Source organism: Bacillus sp. BSL6, from assembly GCF_052928345.1.
In genome coordinates this window covers 286,685-311,410 of sequence record NZ_JAVGCW010000001.1, presented here as the reverse complement: position 1 = coordinate 311,410, position 24,726 = coordinate 286,685, and the positions used below count along the sequence as shown (strand labels likewise).

At 36.8% G+C, this 24,726-nt stretch carries 26 protein-coding genes and 2 other annotated features; of the genes, 10 read left to right on the top strand and 16 right to left on the bottom strand.

Annotated elements, in window-relative coordinates; genetic code table 11:
• Window positions 1-69: 69 nt before the first annotated feature.
• From RCJ96_RS01800 to zapA, 4 genes are read right to left on the bottom strand one after another with little or no spacing between them, the layout of a single operon-like run.
• Window positions 70-2,430 (bottom strand): endonuclease MutS2, encoded by a 2,361-nt coding sequence (locus tag RCJ96_RS01800; protein WP_000893749.1) that lies wholly within the window; start codon window positions 2,428-2,430, stop codon window positions 70-72.
• Window positions 2,431-2,449: 19 nt separating this feature from the next.
• Window positions 2,450-4,168 (bottom strand): DNA polymerase/3'-5' exonuclease PolX, encoded by a 1,719-nt coding sequence (gene polX / locus RCJ96_RS01795; protein ID WP_000867535.1) that lies wholly within the window; start codon window positions 4,166-4,168, stop codon window positions 2,450-2,452.
• A 55-nt stretch (window positions 4,169-4,223) separates the two neighbouring features.
• Complete coding sequence (locus tag RCJ96_RS01790) at window positions 4,224-4,763, bottom strand: CvpA family protein (RefSeq protein ID WP_000565408.1); 540 nt, start codon at window positions 4,761-4,763, stop codon at window positions 4,224-4,226.
• A gap of 1 nt (window position 4,764) precedes the next feature.
• Window positions 4,765-5,034: a cell division protein ZapA gene (gene zapA / locus RCJ96_RS01785; RefSeq protein ID WP_000082701.1), complete on the bottom strand. Its 270-nt coding sequence runs from the start codon at window positions 5,032-5,034 to the stop codon at window positions 4,765-4,767.
• A gap of 124 nt (window positions 5,035-5,158) precedes the next feature.
• Here zapA and rnhC point away from each other — a divergent pair, with 124 nt between their 5' ends.
• From rnhC to RCJ96_RS01770, 3 genes are all read left to right on the top strand, one after another.
• On the top strand, window positions 5,159-6,094 hold the full coding sequence (gene rnhC, locus RCJ96_RS01780; RefSeq protein WP_270795621.1) for a ribonuclease HIII: 936 nt from the start codon (window positions 5,159-5,161) through the stop codon (window positions 6,092-6,094).
• Window positions 6,095-6,210: 116 nt separating this feature from the next.
• Window positions 6,211-6,480, top strand: a complete 270-nt coding sequence (locus RCJ96_RS01775; protein ID WP_000925546.1) for a hypothetical protein — start codon at window positions 6,211-6,213, stop codon at window positions 6,478-6,480.
• On the top strand, window positions 6,477-6,728 hold the full coding sequence (locus RCJ96_RS01770; RefSeq protein WP_000994759.1) for a hypothetical protein: 252 nt from the start codon (window positions 6,477-6,479) through the stop codon (window positions 6,726-6,728). The genes RCJ96_RS01775 and RCJ96_RS01770 overlap by 4 nt, the downstream gene beginning before the upstream one ends.
• Window positions 6,729-6,768: 40 nt before the next feature.
• On the opposite strand, the gene RCJ96_RS01765 is transcribed toward RCJ96_RS01770, so the two are convergent.
• The 5 genes from RCJ96_RS01765 to RCJ96_RS01745 all read right to left on the bottom strand — a co-directional run bounded on the left by RCJ96_RS01765 (window position 6,769) and on the right by RCJ96_RS01745 (window position 13,477).
• Window positions 6,769-6,903 carry a YuzL family protein gene (locus RCJ96_RS01765; RefSeq protein ID WP_000039589.1) on the bottom strand — a complete coding sequence of 45 codons (135 nt, stop codon included), beginning with the start codon at window positions 6,901-6,903 and terminating at the stop codon, window positions 6,769-6,771.
• Between the two features lie 92 nt (window positions 6,904-6,995).
• Window positions 6,996-8,387 carry an asparagine--tRNA ligase gene (gene asnS / locus RCJ96_RS01760; RefSeq protein ID WP_000432167.1) on the bottom strand — a complete coding sequence of 464 codons (1,392 nt, stop codon included), beginning with the start codon at window positions 8,385-8,387 and terminating at the stop codon, window positions 6,996-6,998.
• A gap of 52 nt (window positions 8,388-8,439) precedes the next feature.
• Window positions 8,440-8,691: a binding site (T-box leader), on the bottom strand.
• A gap of 194 nt (window positions 8,692-8,885) precedes the next feature.
• Entirely contained in the window at window positions 8,886-11,306 is a 2,421-nt protein-coding gene (gene pheT / locus RCJ96_RS01755) for a phenylalanine--tRNA ligase subunit beta (protein WP_316148862.1), read from the bottom strand.
• Between the two features lie 18 nt (window positions 11,307-11,324).
• The gene (gene pheS, locus RCJ96_RS01750) at window positions 11,325-12,359 is read right to left on the bottom strand and encodes a phenylalanine--tRNA ligase subunit alpha (RefSeq protein WP_000388219.1); all 1,035 of its coding nucleotides are present in this window, start codon (window positions 12,357-12,359) and stop codon (window positions 11,325-11,327) included.
• A 43-nt stretch (window positions 12,360-12,402) separates the two neighbouring features.
• Window positions 12,403-12,631: a binding site (T-box leader), on the bottom strand.
• 48 nt (window positions 12,632-12,679) lie between these two features.
• Window positions 12,680-13,477, bottom strand: a complete 798-nt coding sequence (locus RCJ96_RS01745) for a TrmH family RNA methyltransferase (RefSeq protein ID WP_139302891.1) — start codon at window positions 13,475-13,477, stop codon at window positions 12,680-12,682.
• Window positions 13,478-13,559: 82 nt separating this feature from the next.
• On the opposite strand from RCJ96_RS01745, the gene sspI reads away from it, so the two are divergent.
• The 4 genes from sspI to RCJ96_RS01725 all read left to right on the top strand — a co-directional run bounded on the left by sspI (window position 13,560) and on the right by RCJ96_RS01725 (window position 16,269).
• Entirely contained in the window at window positions 13,560-13,769 is a 210-nt protein-coding gene (sspI, locus tag RCJ96_RS01740) for a small acid-soluble spore protein SspI (RefSeq protein WP_000009513.1), read from the top strand.
• Window positions 13,770-13,943: 174 nt separating this feature from the next.
• Entirely contained in the window at window positions 13,944-14,501 is a 558-nt protein-coding gene (locus RCJ96_RS01735; RefSeq protein WP_000554791.1) for an HD domain-containing protein, read from the top strand.
• A gap of 139 nt (window positions 14,502-14,640) precedes the next feature.
• Window positions 14,641-15,354: a CPBP family intramembrane glutamic endopeptidase gene (locus tag RCJ96_RS01730; RefSeq protein ID WP_074610084.1), complete on the top strand. Its 714-nt coding sequence runs from the start codon at window positions 14,641-14,643 to the stop codon at window positions 15,352-15,354.
• A gap of 240 nt (window positions 15,355-15,594) precedes the next feature.
• Entirely contained in the window at window positions 15,595-16,269 is a 675-nt protein-coding gene (locus tag RCJ96_RS01725; RefSeq protein ID WP_270795625.1) for a CPBP family intramembrane glutamic endopeptidase, read from the top strand.
• 27 nt (window positions 16,270-16,296) lie between these two features.
• On the opposite strand, the gene RCJ96_RS01720 is transcribed toward RCJ96_RS01725, so the two are convergent.
• Together RCJ96_RS01720 and RCJ96_RS01715 are read right to left on the bottom strand one after the other, a co-directional pair.
• Complete coding sequence (locus RCJ96_RS01720; protein WP_316148872.1) at window positions 16,297-17,322, bottom strand: DUF4179 domain-containing protein; 1,026 nt, start codon at window positions 17,320-17,322, stop codon at window positions 16,297-16,299.
• 21 nt (window positions 17,323-17,343) lie between these two features.
• On the bottom strand, window positions 17,344-17,886 hold the full coding sequence (locus RCJ96_RS01715; RefSeq protein WP_074610076.1) for a sigma-70 family RNA polymerase sigma factor: 543 nt from the start codon (window positions 17,884-17,886) through the stop codon (window positions 17,344-17,346).
• Window positions 17,887-18,032: 146 nt separating this feature from the next.
• On the opposite strand from RCJ96_RS01715, the gene RCJ96_RS01710 reads away from it, so the two are divergent.
• Complete coding sequence (locus RCJ96_RS01710; RefSeq protein WP_000950050.1) at window positions 18,033-18,404, top strand: hypothetical protein; 372 nt, start codon at window positions 18,033-18,035, stop codon at window positions 18,402-18,404.
• 37 nt (window positions 18,405-18,441) lie between these two features.
• Window positions 18,442-18,798 carry an ammonia permease gene (locus RCJ96_RS01705; protein WP_074610074.1) on the top strand — a complete coding sequence of 119 codons (357 nt, stop codon included), beginning with the start codon at window positions 18,442-18,444 and terminating at the stop codon, window positions 18,796-18,798.
• A 22-nt stretch (window positions 18,799-18,820) separates the two neighbouring features.
• Here RCJ96_RS01705 and RCJ96_RS01700 read toward each other — a convergent pair whose 3' ends face one another.
• Complete coding sequence (locus tag RCJ96_RS01700) at window positions 18,821-20,620, bottom strand: DHA2 family efflux MFS transporter permease subunit (protein ID WP_074610072.1); 1,800 nt, start codon at window positions 20,618-20,620, stop codon at window positions 18,821-18,823.
• Window positions 20,621-20,632: 12 nt separating this feature from the next.
• Window positions 20,633-21,286: an HlyD family secretion protein gene (locus tag RCJ96_RS01695; RefSeq protein WP_001071404.1), complete on the bottom strand. Its 654-nt coding sequence runs from the start codon at window positions 21,284-21,286 to the stop codon at window positions 20,633-20,635.
• A 297-nt stretch (window positions 21,287-21,583) separates the two neighbouring features.
• Here RCJ96_RS01695 and RCJ96_RS01690 point away from each other — a divergent pair, with 297 nt between their 5' ends.
• On the top strand, window positions 21,584-22,201 hold the full coding sequence (locus RCJ96_RS01690) for a TetR/AcrR family transcriptional regulator (RefSeq protein WP_000023665.1): 618 nt from the start codon (window positions 21,584-21,586) through the stop codon (window positions 22,199-22,201).
• A gap of 40 nt (window positions 22,202-22,241) precedes the next feature.
• On the opposite strand, the gene RCJ96_RS01685 is transcribed toward RCJ96_RS01690, so the two are convergent.
• From RCJ96_RS01685 to rplT, 3 genes are all read right to left on the bottom strand, one after another.
• Window positions 22,242-23,327 (bottom strand): M42 family metallopeptidase, encoded by a 1,086-nt coding sequence (locus tag RCJ96_RS01685; protein ID WP_000163568.1) that lies wholly within the window; start codon window positions 23,325-23,327, stop codon window positions 22,242-22,244.
• 69 nt (window positions 23,328-23,396) lie between these two features.
• Window positions 23,397-23,888 carry a dUTP diphosphatase gene (locus tag RCJ96_RS01680; RefSeq protein WP_000365050.1) on the bottom strand — a complete coding sequence of 164 codons (492 nt, stop codon included), beginning with the start codon at window positions 23,886-23,888 and terminating at the stop codon, window positions 23,397-23,399.
• Window positions 23,889-24,358: 470 nt separating this feature from the next.
• On the bottom strand, window positions 24,359-24,715 hold the full coding sequence (rplT, locus tag RCJ96_RS01675) for a 50S ribosomal protein L20 (protein WP_001138362.1): 357 nt from the start codon (window positions 24,713-24,715) through the stop codon (window positions 24,359-24,361).
• Between the last annotated feature and the right edge of the window lie 11 nt (window positions 24,716-24,726).

The following is a 24,726-nucleotide window of genomic DNA, read 5'->3' as shown; positions in this document are numbered from 1 at the left end:
ACAAGCTAACAATACTTTTGCAAGTTTGTCCATAAACATATAATGGTTTCCCCTTTGTTTCGTTGTTTTCTATTTTAATTCGACAACTGTTACGCCTAGGCCTCCCTCGCCCATGTCACCGTAACGGAATGTTTTTACACCGCGGTGCTTCTTCAAGTAATCTTGAACACCTTGGCGAAGTGCTCCTGTTCCTTTACCGTGAATGATTGATACGCGAGGATAGCTTGCAAGCTGGGCATCGTCTAAGTATTTCTCAACGCGCGCCATTGCATTTTCAAATCGTTCACCACGAAGATCAAGCTCTAGCGAAACATGATAGTCTCTACCTTTTACTGTTGCAACTGCTTTTTTCTCTGTTTGCTTCGGTGTGTTAATGTATTCCATGTTAGACTCTTTTACTTTCATCTTCAGAATACCGATTTGTACGCTCCACTCTGTATCGCTTACTTTTTCAAGCAATTGACCTTTTTGACCGAACGTTAATACTTTTACTTCATCACCTGCGCGTAACTGTTGTTTCGGCGCAGTATTTTTCACGTTTACTTTTTGTTTCTTCACAAGCTCTGGTGCTGCGCCTTCTAGACGGCTCTTCGCTTCAATTAACTCGTGATCTTTCACGTTTGCAAGCTGTGCTTTACGCAATTGACGAAGTTCTTGAATAATGCCTTCTGCTTCTTTCTTTGCAGCTTCGACTTTTTCTTCTCCTTCTTTTTGCGCTTTTAATAATCGTTCATCACGTTCTTCGTTAAATTCAATAATTTGACGTTGTAATTCGCGATGCAGTTTTTCAGATTGCTTGCGAAGCGCTTCTGCTTCATTCCAGTCACGCTCTGCGTTCTTTTGACTTTCTTCTAACTTCGCAATCATATTTTCAATTTTGTTTGTATCTGTACTAATGTGGTTACGCGCTTGATCAATGACACGATCAGATAATCCAAGACGTTTCGAAATTTCAAAGGCATTACTACGTCCTGGTACACCGATTAATAATTTATATGTTGGGCTTAACGTGTTTACGTCAAACTCAACGCTCGCATTAATAACTTGCTCACGGTTATATCCGTATGCTTTTAATTCTGGATAATGCGTCGTAGCAACAACGCGAGCACCACGATTACATACTTCATCTAAAATTGAAATGGCTAGTGCAGCCCCTTCTTGCGGGTCTGTTCCAGCACCTAACTCATCGAATAAAACTAAGCTTTCAAAATCAGCTTTTTCTAAAATATCAACAATGTTCACCATATGTGAGGAGAACGTACTTAAACTTTGTTCAATCGATTGCTCATCACCGATATCAGCAAAGATATTTTTGAATACACAAATCTCTGACTCATCCATTACTGGAATGTGAAGACCAGATTGCGCCATTAAAACACAAATACCAACTGTTTTCAGTGTAACTGTTTTACCACCTGTATTCGGTCCCGTAATAACAATTGTCGTGAAATCTTTACCTAACATAATGTTATTTGGCACGATAACTTCTGGATCAATAAGCGGATGACGTGCCTGTCTTAAATCCATATAACGCTCGTTATTTACGATTGGCTTCGTTGCTTTAATACGCTTCGCATAGAAAGCTTTCGCAAATATGAAGTCAAGATTTGCAACTACTTCTACGTTTGATAAAACGATATCCGCTTCTACTGCCACTTCTTCTGTTAACATTAATAAGATGCGTTCGATTTCTTGTTTTTCTTTCACACGTGCTTCTTGAAGCGCGTTATTTAATTCTACAATGACTTGCGGTTCAATAAATAATGTTTGTCCAGAAGCCGATTGATCGTGAACAATACCGCCATATACACCGCGGTATTCTTGTTTTACTGGGATTACGTAACGTTCGTTACGAATCGTTACAATCGAGTCAGACAGCATCTTTTGCGCGTTTGAAGAACGCGTCATGTTTTCTAACTTTTCACGAATACGGCTTTCTGCAGTACGAATTTGAGTACGAATACCGCGCAGTTTATCACTTGCGCTATCGACTACTTCCCCGCCATCACCGATACAATTTGTAATTTTCTTTTCTAAATCATATAAAGATACAATTTGAGCGACATGAGTTTCTAAAATGGGAAGCTCAACACCATTATCAACCATATCTTCAATGAAACGTTTCATATTGCGACTACCATACATCGTATTGGCAATATCAAGTAGTTCATTCGGACTTAACATACTTCCAATCTTTGCACGCTTCACATTGGAGCGAATATCCGTAATACCGCCTAATGGTGCACTACCCTTTAGACGAATAACTTTCGCTGCTTCATCCGTTGTATCTTGCATTTCTACAATTTCTTCAAAATCAGTGCTCGGCACTAAGTTCTTCACTTTGTCACGACCAAGTGAAGATGCTGTATGTTCAAGTAATTGTTCTTTTACTTTATTATATTCTAATACACGCAACGTTCTTTCTAACATGTTGCAGGTCCCCCTTGTGTTACTTATTACGTTTAATATAGTCTAATAAACGTTCAATATCCCACGTGTTAATTACGTTATCTTTTTGAATCCAACCTTTACGTGCTGCCGCTACACCTGTTTCCATATCTTCTAACATTTCAAGTGTATGAGCATCCGTGTTAATCGCTACTTTTACACCGGCATCTTGTGCTTGTTTTAATAATTTCGCGCTTAAATCTAGACGGTTTGGATTCGCATTTAATTCTAAAACTGTATTTGTTTCTTTTGCGAGTTCGATTAATAAGTCTGTATCTACATCGTAGCCCTCACGACGTCCAAGAAGGCGTCCTGTCGGATGGGCAATCATTGTGACATGTTTATTCTCTAGCGCAGCACGAAGACGTTTCATAATCGTTTCACGGTCTTGTGAGAAGCTAGAATGAATTGCTCCAATGACATAATCTAGTTCTGCTAATACTTCATCATCAAAATCAAGCGAGGCATCCGGTAAAATGTCCATTTCAATTCCGCGTAAAATTGTAATGTCTGGATACTTTTCGTTCATACGTTCAATTTCTTTCGCCTGCTCGCGAAGGCGCTCTTTCGTTAAACCGTTCGCTACTTTCAAGTATTGTGAGTGATCAGTAATTGCCATAAACTTATATCCACGAGCACGGCACGCTTGTACCATCTCTTCAATAGAAAAAGCACCATCACTCCATGTTGTATGCATATGTAAATCACCTTTTATATCAGAGAACTGAATTAAGTTTGGATACTCTTTAATTAATTCAATTTCTTTTCCATCTTCACGAACTTCTGGCGGGATAAATGGAAGACCGAAATGAGCAAAGAATTCTTCTTCAGTCTCAAATGTTTTCACTTCCCCTGTTTCCAAGTTCTCTACACCGTACTCACTAATTTTCTCGCCTTTATCTTTTGCGATTTGACGCATTTTTACGTTATGGTCTTTGGATCCTGTGAAATGGTGAAGAGTTGTAATAAACTCTTCTGGTTTTACTAGGCGGAAATCAATCGAAATATCATATTCATATTGAAGACGGACCGAAACTTTCGTATCTCCGCTCGCGATTACTTCAATCATATTATCAAATTGTAGTAAATGCTCACGTACTGCAGCTGGTTCTGTCGTTGCAATGATAAAGTCTAAATCTTTTACTGTTTCACGAACACGGCGCAAACTACCAGCGCGAGAGAAACGAATTACCTCAGCAATATTCGACAATTTCTCCTCTATTTCCCCGGCAATAGGCAATACCATTGCGATTGGTAAACGCTCCGGACGGGATCCTACTTGATCGATTGCTTCTAATATTTTCTCTTCTGTTTTTTTGCCGAAACCAGCTAAAGCTTGTACTTTATTTTCCTCACAAACCGCTTTTAGCGACTCCATATCAACAACACCAAGTTCTTTATATAACTTAGCTACCTTTTTACCACCTAGGCCTGGCAATTTTAATAACGGTAATAAGCTACTTGGAACCTCTTTTTCAAGCTCTTGTAACACTTCAGATGTTCCCGATTCTATATATTCTTGAATAACTGCTGCTGTTCCTTTTCCAATGCCCGGAATCTTCGTGAAATCTTCAATCTCAGAAAGACTACGATCGTCACTTTCTAGCGCTGCTGCCGCTTTACGAAATGCAGATATTTTAAATGGATTCGCGCCCTTTAGTTCCATAAAAAGCCCGATTGTCTCTAATAATTTAATTACTTGTTTTTTATTTACTTTCATCATTGTCCCGCCTTTCTTTCATAGAAAAAAACTTCTCTTTCCGAAAAAAGAGAAGTTATACTCTGCTACCTGTCTGCCATAGTTCCTTCACCTTTTCAGAGAGAATCGGTGTATCGTCTACAATTATTTTGCTAATTGATGATTGTTGTAATGGTGTTTGTAATTGTTCAATCGGAAGAATGTTCCCAATGATAATTAAGACAAACAAAATAATATATACTTCTAAAAATCCGAGGATTGCCCCCGCAAACGCATTTACTTGCTTTAAAACCGGTATTTCTGCAAACATATTTAACAAATTACCAAGTAATGAAAGTGCAATTTTTGTAATAATAAACAATATAATAAACGCAAGTGCTTGATAAAATACTGTTTCAATATTATTTGCATCAATCCATTCTGGAACAGATACATTTTTATCAAATGGATACGGAATAAATTTCGCAAGTGCTGGCGCTAAATCTTTACAGTACCAGTATGCAACAAGGTATGCGATAATAAAGCTTGTTAACTTTACAAGTTGCAGAATAAACCCTCTGCGTAAGCCGAGGAAAAATCCCATAACAAGCAGTAAAATGATAATAATATCAATCATGTTATTCCATTCCTTTTTTTGTCATACTTTCTTTCAATTTCTCATGTTCTTCTTTTAATTTTATGTAATCGTGTATGACGTTTACCGCCGTCAATACCGCTAGTCTACTCGTGTCAAGCGAAGGATTCTTGGCATTGAGTTCGCGCATTTTATCATCCACAATCGCTGCTACCATGCGGATATGACTTGTACTTTCATCGCCAACAACTGAATATTGCTGACCATAGATTTCTACATTAATTCGACTTTTCTTTCCCTTTTGTTGTGACAACTCACCGGCCTCCAATCACGTACAGAATCCTAAAGTTTATCATACCATGAACCTTCATAATATGGAAACAGAAAGAACAATCCGATATGATAAAAATAACAATATAAAAAAAGGGGCAACCATTATGTCAAATTCTATCGTAATTCAAACAAATTCTACAGTAATTGAAGACATGAAACAACAATATAAACATTCGCTTAGCCCGAAAACTCCGCAAGGCGGGATCTTCATGGCAAAGGTGCCATCTTGCACAATTACAGCATATAAATCTGGAAAAGTAATGTTCCAAGGTGGACGTGCTGAAGCAGAAGCTGCCCGTTGGCAAACTGTCTCCCAAACTCCAAAAACAGCTGTAAAAAAAGCTGTCGATTCACACCGTTATGCACCGCCTGCTTCCATCGGTACAATGTCGATCGTAGGGTCAGATGAAGTGGGTACTGGTGATTTCTTCGGACCGATGACAGTCGTTGCTGTATATGTGGATGCGAAGCAAATTCCACTACTAAAAGAACTTGGTGTAAAAGACTCTAAAAACTTAAATGACGATCAAATTACTGCCATTGCAAAACAACTTCTACACGTCGTTCCTTACAGCTCTCTTGTCCTTCATAACGAAAAATATAACGAGCTATTTGATAAAGGAAACAACCAAGGTAAACTAAAAGCTTTGCTACATAATAAAGCTATTACAAACTTATTAACTAAAATTGCGCCTACAAAACCTGAAGGCGTCTTAATCGACCAATTCACACAGCCTGATACATACTACAAATATTTAGCAAAACAAAAACAGGTACAGCGTGAAAATGTTTATTTCGCGACAAAAGGAGAAAGCGTCCATTTAGCTGTTGCCGCCGCCTCCATTTTAGCCCGTTACTCATTCGTAAAACAATTTAACGAACTAAGCAAAAAAGCTGGTATGCCACTTCCAAAAGGTGCAGGTAAACAAGTTGATATCGCCGCCGCTAAATTAATTCAAAAGCTTGGTAAAGAACGATTACCTGAGTTTGTGAAACTGCATTTTGCTAATACGGAAAAGGCGTTTCGCTTACTAAAATAGTATCGACAAAAACAGGAGCCTACAAACTCCTGTTTTTTGTTTTATCCTACTATTGTCCTTATAGTTTTGTTATAATTACAATATACAGATTATTCTAACATAGGAGGAGATTCCCATTGCTACTTCTACAAATGATTCTAAATATTTTACTAGGTGATCCACACGAAAGGCAGTTTGAAATTAGAGAAAACATTCAGCTGCTAAGTGAACAACGAGAGTTCAACGATTTAATAGAGCGTTATGGCCGATCTTTCTTATTAAACTTGCGGATTCGCAGATTTATCGGAAAACACGATGCCCGCTTGTTAATACATAATCCAGCAAAACTACAACACTTCTGTGAGGAACTTGAATGTATGATTAGAAAAAGGGGGTTTTTCATATGAACGCTGTAAAAGTAAAAAAGGTATTATATGCTTTCGTACACCTCGTAGGTCCACTTTCTTACCTCACTATTTCTACCATTTGGGGCGCTTTTTTCACTACTAAATCTACATTCGAAAATATATCTGATAATCTTGGCGTTATGGCCATCTATTACGTATTCATAAGTTTACTGTGGTTTTTCTATTTCGATCGATTAGACAAAGATGTAGATAACATTACAAAAGAGATTCATGATAAAAAGATGTAAGACATAAAAAAGGAGAGTCGCCAAGACTCTCCTTTTTATGTTAGCTTTGTTTCTGCTTCTTATTAGATGAAGATACTTTATGAGAACCTGTTTCATGTGTTGTCGTTCCTTGTCCTTCTACTTCTGGAGAACCTAGGCCCGATCTTGAATGATCTTTTTTCACTTTTTTACTCATTTATATTCACCCCTTCGCGTTACTTTTTGCTACGAGGTAGTAAACTATGCAAAATAAAAAGCGAGAGGAAATCCTCTCGCTTTTTTCACATTTTAGAATTCAGAAGAACCTGGAGTTCTTGGGAATGGAATTACGTCACGGATGTTAGCCATGCCAGTGATGTACATTAGGAAGCGCTCGAAACCTAGACCGAATCCAGCGTGTTTTGTACCGCCGTATTTTCTAAGTTCTAAGTACCACCAGTAGTCCTCTTCGTTCATGCCTAGTTCTTTAATTCTGTCTACTAAAACGTCCATTCTTTCTTCACGTTGGCTTCCGCCGATTAATTCGCCGATGCCAGGAACTAGAAGGTCAGTAGCAGCTACTGTTTTACCGTCGTCATTTAAGCGCATGTAGAATGCTTTAATGTCTTTCGGATAGTCAGTTACGAATACAGGGCGTTTGAAGATTTCTTCTGATAAGTATCTTTCATGCTCTGTTTGTAAGTCAATACCCCATTCTACTGGGTATTTGAAGTCAGCACCTGATTCTTGAAGTACTTTAATTGCTTCTGTATAAGTGATGCGACCGAAGTCAGAGTTAATTACGTTGTTCATGCGCTCTAGAACTGTTTTATCAACGAAGCTGTTGAAGAATTCCATTTCTTCTGGTGCATGCTCTAATACGTATTTCATTGCATATTTCAGCATATCTTCTGTAAGGTTCATTACGTCACCTAGTTCAGCGAATGCAATCTCAGGCTCAACCATCCAGAACTCAGCAGCGTGGCGAGTTGTGTTTGAGTTTTCTGCACGGAATGTAGGTCCGAATGTGTATACATCACGGAATGCTAATGCATAAGCTTCAGCGTTCAGCTGTCCACTTACTGTTAAGTTTGTTTCTTTGCCGAAGAAGTCTTTTGATTCATCAACTTGTCCGTCTTCGCCTTTTGGTACGTTGTTTAAATCTTGCGTTGTTACGCGGAACATTTCGCCCGCACCTTCTGTATCACTACCAGTGATGATAGGTGTATGAACATGTACGAATCCACGCTCTTGGAAGAATTGGTGAATCGCAAATGCTGCGATAGAACGTACGCGGAACGTTGCAGAGAATGCATTTGTTCTTGGACGTAAGTGAGCAATTGTACGTAAGTATTCAAACGTATGACGTTTCTTTTGAAGTGGGTAATCAGAATCTGATAAGCCCTCAATATCAATTTTTTCTGCTTTAATTTCAAATGGTTGTTTCGCTCCAGGCGTTACAATTACTTTACCTTCTACTTTAACTGAAGAGCTAAGTGGAAGTTTTGCAATTTCTTTGAAGTTATCTAATTCTGTATCGAAAACGATTTGAACGCTTTTGAAGAAGCTACCGTCGTTTAATTCGATGAAGCCAAATGCTTTTGAATCACGTAAGTTACGAATCCACCCTGATACTTGTACTGTTTGACCTGCGTATTTATCTGTATCTCTATACAGACTTTTTACTAATGTGTTTTCCATAGTGAAATTCTCCTTTGCTGATATATTTAAATACAAAAAAACCTTTCATCCATAAAGGGACGAAAGGTTAAACTTCGCGGTACCACCCAATTTGTCATAAAGACCAACTTTAACTCGTATGTAATACATACTTCCCGGTTTGTAACAGGCCGGATTCCCGTCTAAGTCTACTCTTGAATACAAGATTCAATTTCGGTTAGCAACTCCAAGGTGTTCTTCACATATACCGCCTCATCAGGCTCTCACCATCCCTGACTCGCTTTGGATTATAGTATATACTACTTTTCCTTATCATCGTCTTTCATTTTGTTAAACTAAAATTAATGTACTACATTCGTGAGAAAGATGCAAGGTGCCAGAAAATATATCAGCGATTTTTACAATATATCGAACGTAACTCCAAATATATCGGCGATTTTTATAATTTATCGACTTACCGACATTTTCCGACAACCAATCCACTAAAAAAATTGCCGGAATAAATCCGGCAATTTCTTATTACTTACGTAACTCCGCACCAAATTTCTCTTCTACCGCTGTTAACACGCGGTTATGTGCTTCTGTTACTTCTTCGTCTGTTAACGTACGCTCTGGATCGAAGTAGTTCATAGAGAATGCAAGTGATTTCTTGCCTTCTTCCATTTTTTCACCTTCGTATAAGTCAAATAGTGTTACGTCTTTCAGAAGTTCTCCACCAGCTTCAGCAATAACTTGCTTCATTTCGCCAGCTTTTGTTTCTTTCGTTACGACAACAGCCATGTCACGTGTCATAGATGGGAAACGTGGAATTGCTGAGTAGTAAGTTTCTTCAGCGTCTGCACCGAATACTTTTACAAGAGATAGTTCGAATACGAATGTATTTTTCACATCTAATTGTTTTTCTGCTTCTGGGTGCAATTGACCGATGAAACCAATTACTTCGCCTTCTAATACGATGTCAGCTGTACGACCTGGGTGCATACCTTCACGTTTTGCTGGTGCATATGTGATTTGGTTTGAAACGCCAAGTACGTCAAATAGACCTTCTAGTACACCTTTCACAACGAAGAAGTCTACTACTTTTTTCTCACCTTGCCATGCATGGTGAAGAGCAAGACCTGTCATAACACCCGCAAGATGTTGTTCTTCTTTCGGAAGTTCTCCTTCTTCTGTCGGTAAGAAGATAGAACCTACTTCGTATAAAGCAACGCTATCGTTTTTACGAGCGACATTGTATGAAACTGCTTCTAACAATTGTGGCACTAAGCTTAAACGAAGTTGGCTGCGTTCTTCACTCATTGGAAGTGCAAGAGCTACAGGCGCTTTTTCGTTTGGCTCCACCATATATTGTTTCGCTTTGTCAGCGCTTGTTAATGAATACGTGATTGCTTCATATAAACCAGCACCTTCTAAGAAGCGACGTACTTTACGACGTTTCGTTTGCGCTGCTGTTAATTTACCACGTGTCATTGTTCCAGATGGTAATGTAACTGGAATGTGATCATAACCGTATAGACGGCCCACTTCTTCTACTAAGTCTTCTGAAATTGTAATATCAGGACGACGTGCTGGTACATTCACGTGGAATGTTCCTTCTACTTCTGTAAATGGGAATTTTAAGTTTGTGAACATTGTACCCATTTCACTTGCAGAAATATTTGTACCTAATACACGGTTTACTTTTTCAGCAGTAACAGATACTGTACGCTCTTGTACTTGTAAGTTGTCAGCTTCTACTACTCCTTCAAGTGCTTCACCGCCAGCGTATTTCGCCATTAAAGCAGCTGCATGTTGAATTGCTTCAAATGTACGTGTTGGATCGATTCCTTTTTCGAAACGTGCACTTGATTCACTGCGAAGACCTAAGTCTTTTGATGTACGGCGCACTGTTTGACCTGCAAAGTATGCAGACTCAATTAGAACGTTTACTGTCTCATTTGTAACTTCTGAATCCGCTCCGCCCATTACACCAGCAACAGCTAACGCTTTTGTGCCGTTTGTAATAACAAGGTGGTGGCTTTGTAACGTACGTTCTTGATCATCTAATGTTTCAATTTTTTCGCCTTCTTTTGCAAGACGAACAACGATTTCTTTTGAACCTAATTTATCGTAATCGAATACATGTAACGGTTGACCGTATTCCATTAAAATGTAGTTTGTAATATCAACTACATTGCTAATCGGACGAATGCCAGCTGCCATTAGGCGAGTTTGCATCCACATTGGTGATGGACCAATTTTTACGTTCTTCACCATTTTTGCAATATATAATGGGTTTTCTTCTTTCGCTTCTACACTTACAGAAATGTAATCAGAAGTTTTTTCTGCTGTTTCTTGTAAGTCGATAGCTGGAAGTTTTACTTCGCGGCCGTAAATAGCAGCTACTTCATATGCAACACCTAACATGTTTAAGCAATCTGCACGGTTTGGTGTTAAACCAAGCTCAAGTACTTCATCATGTAAGTTTAAAATTTCAAGTGCATCTGCACCAACTTCAGCGTCACTTGGGAAGATGAAGATACCATCTGCGTATTCTTTTGAAACTAACTTTCCATCAATGCCAAGCTCTTGAAGAGCACAAACCATACCGTGAGAAGCTTCACCACGTAGTTTTGCTTTTTTAATTTTGAAATTACCAGGAAGTACAGCGCCAACTTTTGCAACTGGTACTTTTAAACCTTTTGCAATATTAGCAGCACCACAAATAATTTGAACTGGTTCTTCTTCACCGATATCGATTAAACATTTGCTTAACTTATCAGCTTCTGGGTGTTTTTCACATTCTAATACGTGACCAACTACAACACCTTTTACACCTTTATTTAATACTTCAACGCCTTCTACTTCAATACCACTTTTCGTGATTTTGTCTGCTAGTTCTTGTGCTGTTACATCTTTAATATCTACATACTCTTGTAACCAACGATATGATACGAACATACTTATCCTCTCCTTCCCTTACGCTCGTTTGAATTGTTGTAAGAAACGTACATCATTTGTATAGAAATGACGAATGTCATCTACGCCGTATTTCAACATTGCGATACGCTCTGCGCCCATACCGAATGCGAAACCTTGATATTCTTTTGAATCATAACCAGCCATTTCAAGTACGTTCGGGTGAACCATACCTGCGCCTAAAATTTCGATCCAACCAGTTCCTTTACAAGTGCCGCAACCTTTGCCGTGACACATCATACAAGAAATATCCATCTCTACAGATGGCTCTGTGAATGGGAAGAAACTTGGACGAAGACGGATTTCACGATCTTCACCGAACATCTTTTTCACGAATACTTGCAGTGTACCTTTTAAGTCACTCATGCGAATGTTCTTATCAATTACAAGACCTTCAATTTGCATGAACTGGTGTGAATGAGTCGCATCATCGTCATCGCGGCGATACACTTTACCAGGACAAATAATTTTAATTGGGCCTTTTTCTTTATTATTTTCCATCGTACGTGCTTGCACAGAAGATGTATGTGTACGTAGTAACGTTTCTTCTGTAATGTAGAATGTATCTTGCATATCGCGTGCTGGGTGATCTTTCGGTAAGTTTAATGCTTCGAAGTTGTAGTAGTCTTTTTCTACTTCTGTTCCTTCCGCTACTTCATAACCCATACCGATGAATACATCTTCAATTTGTTCAACAACAGCTGTTAACGGATGGTGACAACCTGTTTCAACAGGACGACCTGGCAATGTAACATCAATTGTTTCAGTTGCTAATTTCGCTTCAATTACTGCTTTTTCTAAGTTGCTGATTTTGTCGTCTAGACGCGTTTGAATCGCTTCACGTACTTCATTTACTAATGCTCCCATACGTGGACGCTCTTCTGCTGATAATTTTCCCATGCCGCGTAATACTTCTGTAATTGGACCTTTTTTTCCTAAATACGCTACGCGTACGTCGTTTAAGCCTTTTAGCTCTTTCGCTTCTTCAATAAGCTCTAACGCTTTTTGCTTTAGCTCTTTTAAACGTGCTTCCATTTGGAACCCTCCTAATTTTAAAAATAAAAAAACCTCGCTCCCAAAAAGGGACGAGGTAAATTCGCGGTACCACCCTAAATTGACAGAACATGTCTGCCCACTCATTAGTTATAACGATCAATTCTGACCGGAACGCCTTTACATATACATGGTCCTGGCGTCAACTCCAGAGGTGAATTCACTTCCGTCTACCATAAGAATGCTTTCAGTCTACGGCATTCTCTCCCTATATGGCGATTTTGTAAGCTACTCTTCTCTATCAACGTTTTTCGTTATTTAACTTTTAATATAATGTACTTCAACTTATTATAAGAAGTTTTTTATTTGTTCGCAACCGGGCTTTGCAAATAATACGTTAAAATCCCTGCTGCAACTGCAACATTTAATGATTCTGCCCCGCCGTAAATCGGAATATACAAGTTTTGATCCGTTTTCGCAAGAATTTCTTGGCGTACGCCGTTTCCTTCATTTCCTACAATTAATGCAAAACTACCAGCTGGTGTTACTTCCCCGTACGGAACTCCATTTTCAAGAGCTGTTCCATATACAGGAACGTTATTTTCTTTTAGTTTGTCTACCCATTCTTCTAAGTTTCCTTTTACAATTGGTAAGTGAAAAATAGAGCCTTGTGTAGAGCGGAGTACTTTACTATTATATGCATCAACACAACCTTCTCCAAGCACAACGGCATGAATACCAGCTGCATCAGCTGTACGAATAATTGTCCCTAAGTTACCTGGGTCTTGCAGGCCATCTAATAAAAGAAACTTCCCATCAGCAAGAGCTACTTCCTTCTCATGCTTTTCACAAACAGCAAATACACCTTGCGTCGTTTCTGTTTCACGAAGTACTTTTACGATTGCTTCCGGTACGATATACATTTCTACATCATTAACTGTCCAATCTTTCGGAAGGTCTGTCTGATCTGAAACGATAAGTTCTGTTACAACTCCTGCTTTTAAAGCTTCCTCCACTAAATGGAATCCTTCTACAAAAAATAAACCTTTTTTATCGCGCTCTTTCTTCGTCTGCAGCTTTTTCCACTGCTTCACACGCGGATTTTGTACTGAATCAATGTTTTTCATAATATGTATTTCCCTCTCTTCTTGTCTTATCATTATAGCCTATTTTTCATACATATTTACATAAAAAAGAACAAAAACTAACGTCAGTTTCAATTCTGAAGAAGAGGTGAAAACAATGAGTTTTAATTTACGCGGTGCTGTATTAGCAAATGTATCTGGTAATACACAAGACCAATTACAAGAAACAATTGTCGATGCAATTCAAAGCGGTGAAGAAAAAATGCTTCCAGGTCTTGGTGTTTTATTCGAAGTCATTTGGAAAAACGCTGATGAAAATGAAAAGCATGAAATGTTAGAAACACTAGAGCAAGGATTAAAAAAATAAGCAATTTAAAAATCACCTTTGCATAAGCTAAGGTGATTTTTTTGCGGAAATTTTTTTCTTCTCCTAAACATTTCTACTTTACTAACGAACTATGATGGAGTACAATGTTCAAAATACATTTAAACCGATCGATTTTCTTTATAGACACCATTAGATAAAAGGAGTGAATGTTTTATGCACCGTATTACGCTTGAACAAATTTTTAAACACCACATTACACAAAAATACGTAAATCGTTCTGGGATGGTCCACGCGATCGCTGTCGCTTACCATGCGTTTCACTTAGCTAAAAAGCATCACGCCTCAGTCGATGCTGCGACAAAAGCCGGTTTCCTTCATGATATCGGACATCATACGTGGTACACAGGCGGCGAATGGGACTATGATTTATATAAAAAGAATGATATACACGCAATTAAAGGAGCAGAAAGAGCTCATAAATTGCTTATTAGATTAGGAGAGCACCCTAAACTAGCAAAAGAAATTTCTATCGCCATTCTTCTTCATACAGATTCTTTCTTAGTACAGCAAGAAATCGAAAGAACATCTCTGCAAAACATTATTAAATGGGCAGACGAAGCAGATGAAGAACCGGGCGGAGCGCATCATTATCGAACAATTTCTTATGAAAAAGCACTAAAAGCAATTCAACAGTTAGACCGATTGGTAGAACGTGAATTACAAATAGAGCAATCAAAATCAAATAACAAAGCAGAACATAGTTACCAATAAGAAAGAGGCATCACTATAGGGTGATACCTCTTTTATTATTTTATGGAAAATACACCTTTATATGTAATATTTAAATATTACACCCGAAAACAAGATGTTTTATAATTAAATATACAAATATAAAGAGGTGATTTTACATATACAATCTGCTACACAACTTTCTAATGAACAGAACTACTCTATGTCATGGTTACAATTTCTTGGAGTTCTATTCATTCTCTTTCCATGTCTCTCATTAATAAATATAATTCTTACATTTTTACCTATTGAGTTATACGGATACATTAACCCAAATACAAATAAATTTTTGCTTGATTCTATAAAAAATGTAAGTTATGAATTAGTTGCCTTACTTTTACTAATTGCATTTATCACGAAATATAGACCACTGAAAGAACTAGTATTACCTACATTCGATTTTCGAGTTTTAAAATCTTTTCGGATGTACATCTATGTTCTTATTTATTATGTAATCACCTTGTTTGTAGATATGTTTGTGCTAGATAAATTATTCCCTTCATCCGTACAAGAACAGTCTGATGCATTACAACTTTCAACACTAGAGCACTATCCACTTCTCTTACTTCTAGCTAGTGGGATTTTTGCCCCTATTTTTGAAGAGCTTGTATGCAGAGGGATTCTTCTTCGTTTTTTCGAAGAGAAGTTTACCTTTTGGATAGCTGTAATCCTCTCAAGTTTAATTTTCGGTATTGCTCATGCCTACTCTGTGGGAGTTATGTTTAGTGCATTTGTTACTGGAATTTTCGCTTGTTTATTATACAAACAAACTAAATCTATTATTCCAGCTATCCTATTACACATTTTAACCAACATAATCGCTTTTTTACATTAAGAGAGAGGTATCACAATTATAAACTCTTCTGTTAACACTTTTAGACAAACCATTTGTACAGAACATCAATATAAAATTATTACTGTCTGTAAATAGTAGCTTCAACATATCTTTTTTACTACAATGATGACTTTTTTGTACAAATATCCTATAATCTTTATATATAATTATTTAATATAAAAGGATAGGTGATTCACTATTATACAAGCCACGCAACTAACTTACCCACAAAAGCATCCTATGTCACTCTCGCAATTTCTATTTTCGCTTGTTTTCGCGATTTGGGGAACAGGATTTCTAGCTGACCTCTTTATAGGTCTTCCTACCGTTATTTATACAGAAGGTTTAACCGATCCAAAACAAATTGCTTTAGCAAAATCACTTACTACTTTTGGAAGGCATTTATTTGTATTGTGCATTTTATTAATTTTAATTTATGCATATAAACCGTTAAGAAATTTAATTGTCCCAACACTAAACTTTACAGCATTAAAAAAAGTAAGCACATACATCTATATAATCCTTTTTTACGGGATACATATCGTTAATGATATATTTGTAATTAATAATATTTTTCCTGATGCGGTAAATGAACAGTCATCCGCCTTAGACCTAGAAATGTTAAAACAATACAAACTGTTATTGCTGATAGGTGGCGCTATACTTGTACCTATTTTTGAAGAACTTATAGTCCGCGGTATTATTCTTCACTTCCTACAACAGCGCTTCCCCTTTTGGATTGCAGCACTTGGGTCTAGTTTCCTCTTCGGAATAGGTCATATATACTCAACTGGTGTGATGTTTAGTATGTTCATCATGGGTCTATTTATGGCGATTTTATGTAAAAAAACAAAATCCATTATTCCAGCTATATTACTTCATATTATAAATAATATGTTGGCATTTTTAGGATAAAGAGAGGTATCATCACGATACCTCTCTTTACTCTTTTATAACAACTTCAAACTCTTCTTCCGTTAACACTTTTCGATAATTCGTTTTCTTTTCTCCCTCTTCACCAGAAGTTAGGACAGGCGTCAGTATAATTTTCGTTACACTATTTTCTAGTTTTTCAAAACGCCAATAACTATTTTTCGATAAGGTAAGACCTGAATGTGGTATTAACTCTTTACCATCTTGATCTTTTCCAATAAATGTTACATCTACCTTTGTTCCATTCAACATCTTATAGTTCAACTTTATAGATATAGGAGACACTTTCAAATCTTCCACTTCTATTTTTTGACCATTTTCTAATTTAAAATGCTTATGAATTGGAATTGTTTTCGTTTCAGCTTTTAATTTGTCCCCAGATGCTTTAAAGGAAAAACCCCATTCTCCTTTCCATGTTGATTTCCCCTCTTTTAAAGAGATATCCCTATACACAACTTGTATATCACATTCTCCACGAATTTCTAGAGGATTCATTTCATCGTCTTTTAAATCTACATTTGAGAAAAATGTATATGTGTATTCATTTATTTTTTTGTCTCCGCCACTACCGCTGCCATTTAACAGTTTTCCATTTATATAAATATCAGGGCTAGGATAAGAGTCCTCTAAATTGACCTGACTAGACTTAAACGTACTATTAACAATAATCTGTCCCTCATCTATCATCACTTCGTCTAATCGTACTTCTACACCATTATCATAAACTGTTTGTCCTATTGTCGTTTTATATTCTTTTAAAGGTTCTCCTCTACTGTTCACGTAGTCTTCCATTTTACTTCCGATTAACGGTATATCTGCAATCATCCTTCTCATATCTACAGTCATCATCATAATAAATAATGCCGCGGCCGTTGTTACAATAGCTATATTCTGTTTCGTATGGGCTTTGTTCTTGTTTATTTTTTTGTGAATTCGCTTTTTTATTTTCTTTTTCTCTATGTGCGTTAGGTTAATCTCTTCATATTCATTCTCATCCATTTTTATATCATTTAACATTTCATATGGATCTTTCATTTCCTTCACCTCTTTTCTTATTTATTTCATCCGGTTATGTAAAAATAATGCCCTTAACTTCTTTCGACCTCTTGATAGGCGATTGTATATAAAAGAAGTTTTCACCCCCATTTTCTCCGCAATATCTTCTACACTATCCTCTTCCACGTAATGCTTCATAAAAATTTCTTTATCGTTCTTCTTTAAATGATTTAATATATGTTCCATATCATTACTAATCTCTTTTTTAGTAGTATCGGTATGTACCGCTATTTCATCTATTTGATCTATTCCTTTTTCATTTACTGTCTTCGTATATTTTCTCGCATAATCGATAGATTTATATTTTGTAATAGCTGCAATCCAATTTTTTAGCGTATTTTTCTCTTCATCATACTTTTCAATATGATTCCAAATTGCCAATAACACATCATCCATACATTCCTCTTGCACATCTTCAAACGAAGCTAAATGCTTCTGAATAATACTTTTTATTAGTCCGCCGTATTGGTCAATAATAAAATACAATGCTTTTTCATTCCTTTTCCTTAGCTGATTTACAACATTTTCTTCTGTAATTTTCATACGTCTCCTCCCCTCTCTCATGCTCTACATCTATTAATTCGTATCGGTACTACTCATTTCTATCAATTTATACATATTTATTATATAATATCCAAAATAAACCTCATGTAGTAAAATATAACTGATTACACAGAAGGAGATTACATATGTTGAGCTTACTTTGGGTTGTTTATATGCCACTTCTTGTTTTATGCGGATTCTTCGGTGGTATTTTTTTAATTGTTACTAGCGTGAAACACCGTAAATTATTTGTCGGTTTAATGGGGCTACTTAGCTTTTCCTTTGTCACACTACCTTTTGTTTTTTGGGGCATGGGAGTGGAGAGCAATACAATCATCCCTATTTCAACTACTTTATATTGGGTACTGTTTTCTTTAACTGGATTATTAGCTGGATTAAGTGGATTACAAGCAAAGATTAAAAGTATCCGTAATATGGGATTCATTATTTTTATCGCTGGTATATTAGGGGTTATCTTCTGGTTACTCATGACTGTGGGTGATTCATACTATATATAATATTTTTTGAAACTCACAAATCGGAGGTAGTACAGAAGTGTTCGGAATATTAACTTGGATGATTTTAGCTCTTACTTTGATGTTATGCGAATTCATTGTCGGTATTTTTTTAATTATTGGTGGCATGAAACATCGGAAATCACTTACCACTATAGCTGGTTTCATTAGCATATCCCTTATCATTGTTCCTATCATTTGTATAGGTTCTGGAATAGATTTAGAGGGGATGGTTCCAATTTCGGGAACTTTATATTGGTGCTTCTTCTCTTTAGCTGGACTATTAGCTATTATAAGCGGAAGACAAATATCGAGTATTCGTTCTATGGGGACGATTTTGTTTATAGCAGGGCTTTGCTCCGTAACTGGTTATCATCTTTTATATGTAACTGCATAAAAAGCACAAAAAAGCAGGGAAATTAATTCCCTGCTTTTCTATTTGGTTTATTGCCTGATGGTAAGAAGAACGATAACACCCAAGCAATCCCTGCGAGTATTGTCGCGATTAAGAAGGCATCGTTAATACCGTTAATTGCAGATAGCTTTGAAATTTGTCCATATAATAGCTGCGTGCTCATCGCATCTCCTGCTTGCGCTGAGCCGGCTAAGGCCGCTAAGCTTTGCCCCATGCCGTGTACTTTATCAACTAAAATTGGGTTTGACGTTGTTAACATATTTCCATAATCTGCTACGTGCGCAGTCGTTTGTTGCGTCATAAGCGTGATTAATATCGCTGTTCCAATTGAACCAGCTACTTGTCTTGACGTATTTTGCGTTGCTGTACCGTGAGAAATTAATTTCATCGGTAGCGCGTTCATACCAGCTGTCATAATTGGCATCATAATGAATGACATACCAATTGAGCGTATAATATAATCCGTCATAATAACGCTATACGGTGTATCCATCGATAATTTTGTAAATTCATATGTCGCATACGTCGTAATTGCCAATCCAATTATCGCTAATGGACGAATGCCATATTTATCGAATAATTTACCCGCTACTGGCCCCATGATTCCCATAATTAATGATCCTGGAAGAAGTAGTAAACCAGATTCAATTGGCGTAAAGCCACGAATGTTTTGCAGATATACCGGAAGTAATAACATACCTCCGAATAATGCCATCGTAACGATTGCATTAATTACTAAAGTAAAAGTAAATACTGGGTATTTAAATACTTGTAAATCAAGCATTTTATTGTCCGTTGTTAACTCTCTCCAAATAAATAACGCTAAACCAATTACACCGATAATAAGTGAAATAACAACTTCTGCACTAGTCCAACTATTATTTCCAGCTTCACTAAATCCGTACAATAAGCTTCCTAGTCCAATACTTGAACTAACAACACCAAATATATCTAATTTTGTTTTAGACACTGGCTGAGCTAGTGTAAAGAATTTTAAAGATAGGAACGTAATAATTAAACCGATAATAAACATCGCATAGAACATTAAGTTCCAGCTGTAATTTTCAATTACCCAACCTGTTACAGTTGGTCCGATAGCTGGTGCTAAAATCATTGCTACACCTAGTAATCCCATCGCTGCTCCGCGCTTATGAGGCGGGAATAGTGTCATGAAGATATTCATACCAACCGGCATTAAAATACCCGCGCCAACCGCTTGAATAACACGGCCCGTCATCATCATTGTAAAGTTTCCTGAAGTAGCACAAATGATAGATCCTACCGTGAAGAATAACATTGCGGCTACGAATAATTTACGATACGTAAATCGTGAAACTAAAAAGGCACTAATCGGTACTAAAATACCATTTACAAGCATGAAGCCTGTAATTAACCATTGTGCTGTTGAAGTTGATACGTTAAATTCATTCATTAACGGAGGCAATGCAACGTTAATGATTGTTTGGTTTAAAATAGAAACGAACATGCCGAGAATTAATACAGCTACCACTGCTTTTACGTTCACATTCTCTACAGGCATAGACATTTGTTTTTTCGGCACTTCTTTTTCTTGTTTTACTTCTTCTTGCTTTCCTGTTTCCAACTCAACTACATTAGAAATTTCTGGTTCTTGCTTTCGTTCAATGTCTTTCTCTTCTGTTTCTACCTTACTTACTTCTATTTTACTTACGGCTGGGACTTGTTCTTCTCCCATTTTCGTTTTTTTCTTTCGTAAAAGACGATTTACAAGGAAGAAGACGATTATACAAAATAGTGCATATCCTGCAATTACGATTGAGGACATCTCATCTCCCCCTTACTTATGAATACGAACTGTCACATTCATGCCAGGAACAATATTTACTGATTTGCTATGATCTAAAGAAATTTTAACTGGTACTACTTGTGTTACTTTCGTATAGTTCGCTGTTGCGTTGCTTGATGGTAACATAGAGAATGTGTTCGCTGTTGTTAAGCCCACTTGTTCTACTTTTCCTGTTAACGTTGTATCTGGGTATGCATCTACATACACATCTACATCTTGACCTTTTTGAACATCATCAACATCTGTTTCTTCAATGTTTGCTGTTACCCATAAATTGTTCATATCAAATGCATAAGCAATCGGGCTACCTGCTCCAACGAAAGCATTTGTTGTCGCGTTTGATTGTACAACTGTTGCATTTTGTGGAATTGTTACATCTACTGTTTGTTCTCCATTCGCTGCTGCTACAGTGACAGCACCTAATTTATCATTCTCGTTGTAGTTCTTACCTACTTCAGCTTTCCAGTCAGTTAATTTCCCTGCTACTGGTGATGCAATCGGAATTACCTTTCCATCAATTTTTGCATTGTCTGTTTTTAAGTAATTTTCCGCTTGATTGTAATAGTAATAACCGCCAATACCGCCGCCAACTAGTACAATTAATGTGATAATGTTGATAATCACCATTCTTCGAAACTGATTCATTGCATTCCTCTCCTTATATCGCATATAATTTTTTTCTAAACTATTTACGTCCTTATTGTTTAGATTGTTTAATTGTTAATTATATTAACTTTTAAACAAAAAAATCACACCATCTGCGGTGTAAATCGAAATTTATCTACCTGCGAGCGGTGCTGATTTCTGAAGGACTATCGTTTATAATTATAAATAATTATTTTAAATCTACAACCGACAATTTACGTATGAAATGTCGCTTAAACAACAATATAATACCAATATGTTGCTTAAGTACAGAAAATTAAACGAGGGGAAATAAAAATGTCTATTAAAAATACAAATGATCCACGTGTAAAACGGACGAGACAACTCATACAGGATGCTTTTGTCGCTTTAGTAGGCGAAAAAGGGTTTGAAAATGTAACTGTTCAACATATTGCAGAACGTGCTCCTGTAAATCGTGCTACGTTTTATAGCCATTACCACGATAAATATGACTTATTGGACAAAAGCATTGAAGAAATGTTAGAGAAGCTAACAGAAGTTATTAAACCGAAAAATAGAAATAAAGAAGATTTTCAACTTGCATTTGATTCACCACATCCAAATTTCTTAGCATTGTTTGAACATATTGCAGAAAATGCGAATTTCTATAACGTCATGCTTGGTGATAAAGCTGCCGGAAACTATACGTATAAAATGATGAAAGCCATTCAAACACATTTAACATTAAGCCTCTCTATTTCACAACCTAACGATGAAAAACTAATGGTTCCGCGTGATATTCTCATTAGTTATGTTACCGGTGCCCACCTCGGCATGATTATGTCATGGCTAAAGAGAGGAATGATATATACCCCGCATTTTATGGCCATGCAATTAACTCGTTTAATCATTTTAGGGGCTCATACTGCAGCGGGATTAGAACGACCTTTTTAAAACATAAAAAAGCGAAGGAGAGGCTCCTTCGCTTTTTTTATTAATTAAATGTAATGTTATGTACAGCCTCTTTATCAAGACGTTTAATAACTTCTACAATTAACTTCACTGCATTTTCATAGTCGTCACGGTGTAACATTGCCGCGTGAGAATGAATGTAACGAGTTGCAATCGTAATTGCCATAGACGGAATACCATTTACAGCAATATGAATCGCACCTGCATCCGTTCCTCCGCCCGCTACTGAATCATATTGGTATGGAATTTGTAATTCATCAGCAACATCAACTACAAAGTCACGTAAACCGGTATGACCGATAACAGAAGCATCATATAAAATGATCTGTGGTCCATCACCCATTTTACTTTGCGCTTCTTTTGACGTTACACCAGGTGTGTCACCAGCAATACCAACATCTACCGCGAACGCGATATCTGGTTTAATATAGTTTGCAGATGTTTTTGCACCACGAAGACCAACTTCTTCTTGTACAGTCCCTACGCCGTATACAACGTTTGGATGCTTTTCATCTTTTAATTGTTTTAATACGTCAATTGCAATTGCACAACCAATTCGGTTATCCCATGCTTTTGCAAGTAACATTTTTTCGTTCTTCATCACTTGGAATTCAAAGTAAGGTACAACTTGATCTCCTGGTCGTACGCCCCACTCCATTGCTTCTTCTTGGCTAGAAGCACCAATATCGATGAACATGTCTTTAATTTCAACTGGCTTTTTACGCGCTTCTGGAGGTAAGATATGCGGTGGTTTTGAACCGATAACACCTGTTACATCTCCTTTACGCGTTACAATTGTTACGCGCTGTGCAAGCATAACTTGTGACCACCAGCCACCAACTGTTTGGAAACGAAGGAAACCTTTGTCATCAATTTGCGTAATCATAAAGCCAACTTCATCTAAATGACCTGCAACCATAATTTTCGGGCCGTTTTCTTCCCCTACTTTTTTCGCAACTAAACTTCCTAAATTATCAGTAGAAAGTTCGTCCGCAAACGGCTCAATATATTTCTTCATTACTTCGCGTGGTTCACGCTCGTTACCCGCAATACCACGTGCATCTGTTAATTCTTTTAGCATTGTCAATGTCTCGTCTAATTTTGTCATTGCCAACACCCTCCTTTTTCTTCAGTCACTTCATTATACAAAAGGAAATTGAAATATTCAAAAATCAACTTAGTATCCTTGTGTTTGACGCTGATGATTTACTTCGTTTTTATCTAAATATGCCTTTTCAATCTCTTCTTGTTCAAACTCAAGCGCTTGTCCAAGTCGAAGATAACTTGTAAATAATTCAATATAGTTCGTAATAGATGGTTGATCTGTAAAACGAATCACCTTCGCATATGTGTCTAAGAAAATTTCTACTTGTGTTTTATTCGTCTGTGCACACTTATAGAATAAGAAGTTTTTATCAATACCTAAATCAATTCCGATTGATAAAATAAAATGCAAACCATCTACGTATTCTTCTAGTATGACTTCACGTTCTGATGCTGGTTTATTGCTCCAATATTTAAAACAACGTGTTTCATTTGCAAGTTCTCCAATTTCTACAAGAAGAGCTAACATTTTCTCTTTTAACAATTTTTTCGGTTGTAAGTCATGTTCTTTCGCAATACGGTCATCTAATTCTTTTTGTAATTTAAATAGTTGTAGTAAGTCCACTCTATTGCCCTCCTCCAACATCGCATTTTACGCAACAATGTTGTTTCATCTCAAAGTTCATTATTATTTTTCGTTTCTTATTAATAAGTCAGCCATTTACCTCTTTACAAAATAGCTTGTCCTTAATTTACAAATACGTTTCAATCATCACGATTAGATTGTTCACTCCGATTGGTGATAGTTAATAATTATCCAGGAATTACCCACTATTAAAAATATTATTTTATCTGATGAAAGTTCCATATCATCTTTCCATTATAGCAGTGTCGTTTCAGGTAGGAAAGATACTCTTCTTTCCAGAGGATGATAATTAAAAGAAGCCAGGAGGATTCTCCTGACTTCATATGCATATTCTTCTATATTGCTATAACTTTTATATTGATTTTGTCATATCGATAACGACATACTTCTCTTTGCATACAAATAAAAAAACCTTAGAAGAAAAATCTTCTAAGGTTTCAACTAATTAATTAGTTAATGTTGTTTTTTGCAACTGTTGCTAATTCAGCGAAAGCTTTTTCGTCATGAACAGCTAAGTCAGCAAGCATCTTGCGGTTAACTTCGATGCCAGCATTTTTAAGACCGTGCATTAAGCGGCTGTAAGAAAGACCATTCATACGAGCTGCTGCGTTGATACGTGTAATCCATAATTTACGGAAGTCACGTTTCTTTTGACGGCGGTCACGGAATGCATACATTAGAGATTTCATAACCTGTTGGTTAGCAACCTTGAATAATGTATTTTTTGAACCGTAGTAACCTTTTGCTAATTTAATTACTTTTTTACGACGTTGACGAGTAACTGTACCACCTTTTACTCTTGGCATAATATTACCTC

Bases quoted from the DNA above. Each gene is read 5' to 3' on its own strand.
- rnhC (WP_270795621.1), top strand. From the start codon at position 5,159: ATGTCAAATTCTATCGTAATTCAAACAAATTCTACAGTAATTGAAGAC.
- RCJ96_RS01700 (WP_074610072.1), bottom strand. From the start codon at position 20,620: ATGTCCTCAATCGTAATTGCAGGATATGCACTATTTTGTATAATCGTC.
- rplT (WP_001138362.1), bottom strand. From the start codon at position 24,715: ATGCCAAGAGTAAAAGGTGGTACAGTTACTCGTCAACGTCGTAAAAAA.
- polX (WP_000867535.1), bottom strand. From the start codon at position 4,168: ATGAAAGTAAATAAAAAACAAGTAATTAAATTATTAGAGACAATCGGG.
- RCJ96_RS01790 (WP_000565408.1), bottom strand. From the start codon at position 4,763: ATGATTGATATTATTATCATTTTACTGCTTGTTATGGGATTTTTCCTC.
- RCJ96_RS01710 (WP_000950050.1), top strand. From the start codon at position 18,033: ATGTTGAGCTTACTTTGGGTTGTTTATATGCCACTTCTTGTTTTATGC.
- RCJ96_RS01715 (WP_074610076.1), bottom strand. From the start codon at position 17,886: ATGAAAATTACAGAAGAAAATGTTGTAAATCAGCTAAGGAAAAGGAAT.
- RCJ96_RS01765 (WP_000039589.1), bottom strand. From the start codon at position 6,903: ATGAGTAAAAAAGTGAAAAAAGATCATTCAAGATCGGGCCTAGGTTCT.
- RCJ96_RS01685 (WP_000163568.1), bottom strand. From the start codon at position 23,327: ATGACAAAATTAGACGAGACATTGACAATGCTAAAAGAATTAACAGAT.
- RCJ96_RS01695 (WP_001071404.1), bottom strand. From the start codon at position 21,286: ATGAATCAGTTTCGAAGAATGGTGATTATCAACATTATCACATTAATT.
- RCJ96_RS01745 (WP_139302891.1), bottom strand. From the start codon at position 13,477: ATGATAAGACAAGAAGAGAGGGAAATACATATTATGAAAAACATTGAT.
- RCJ96_RS01800 (WP_000893749.1), bottom strand. From the start codon at position 2,430: ATGTTAGAAAGAACGTTGCGTGTATTAGAATATAATAAAGTAAAAGAA.
- RCJ96_RS01725 (WP_270795625.1), top strand. From the start codon at position 15,595: ATGTCACTCTCGCAATTTCTATTTTCGCTTGTTTTCGCGATTTGGGGA.
- RCJ96_RS01720 (WP_316148872.1), bottom strand. From the start codon at position 17,322: ATGAAAGATCCATATGAAATGTTAAATGATATAAAAATGGATGAGAAT.
- RCJ96_RS01735 (WP_000554791.1), top strand. From the start codon at position 13,944: ATGCACCGTATTACGCTTGAACAAATTTTTAAACACCACATTACACAA.
- pheS (WP_000388219.1), bottom strand. From the start codon at position 12,359: ATGGAAGCACGTTTAAAAGAGCTAAAGCAAAAAGCGTTAGAGCTTATT.
- sspI (WP_000009513.1), top strand. From the start codon at position 13,560: ATGAGTTTTAATTTACGCGGTGCTGTATTAGCAAATGTATCTGGTAAT.
- pheT (WP_316148862.1), bottom strand. From the start codon at position 11,306: ATGTTCGTATCATATCGTTGGTTACAAGAGTATGTAGATATTAAAGAT.
- RCJ96_RS01770 (WP_000994759.1), top strand. From the start codon at position 6,477: ATGAACGCTGTAAAAGTAAAAAAGGTATTATATGCTTTCGTACACCTC.
- asnS (WP_000432167.1), bottom strand. From the start codon at position 8,387: ATGGAAAACACATTAGTAAAAAGTCTGTATAGAGATACAGATAAATAC.
- RCJ96_RS01690 (WP_000023665.1), top strand. From the start codon at position 21,584: ATGTCTATTAAAAATACAAATGATCCACGTGTAAAACGGACGAGACAA.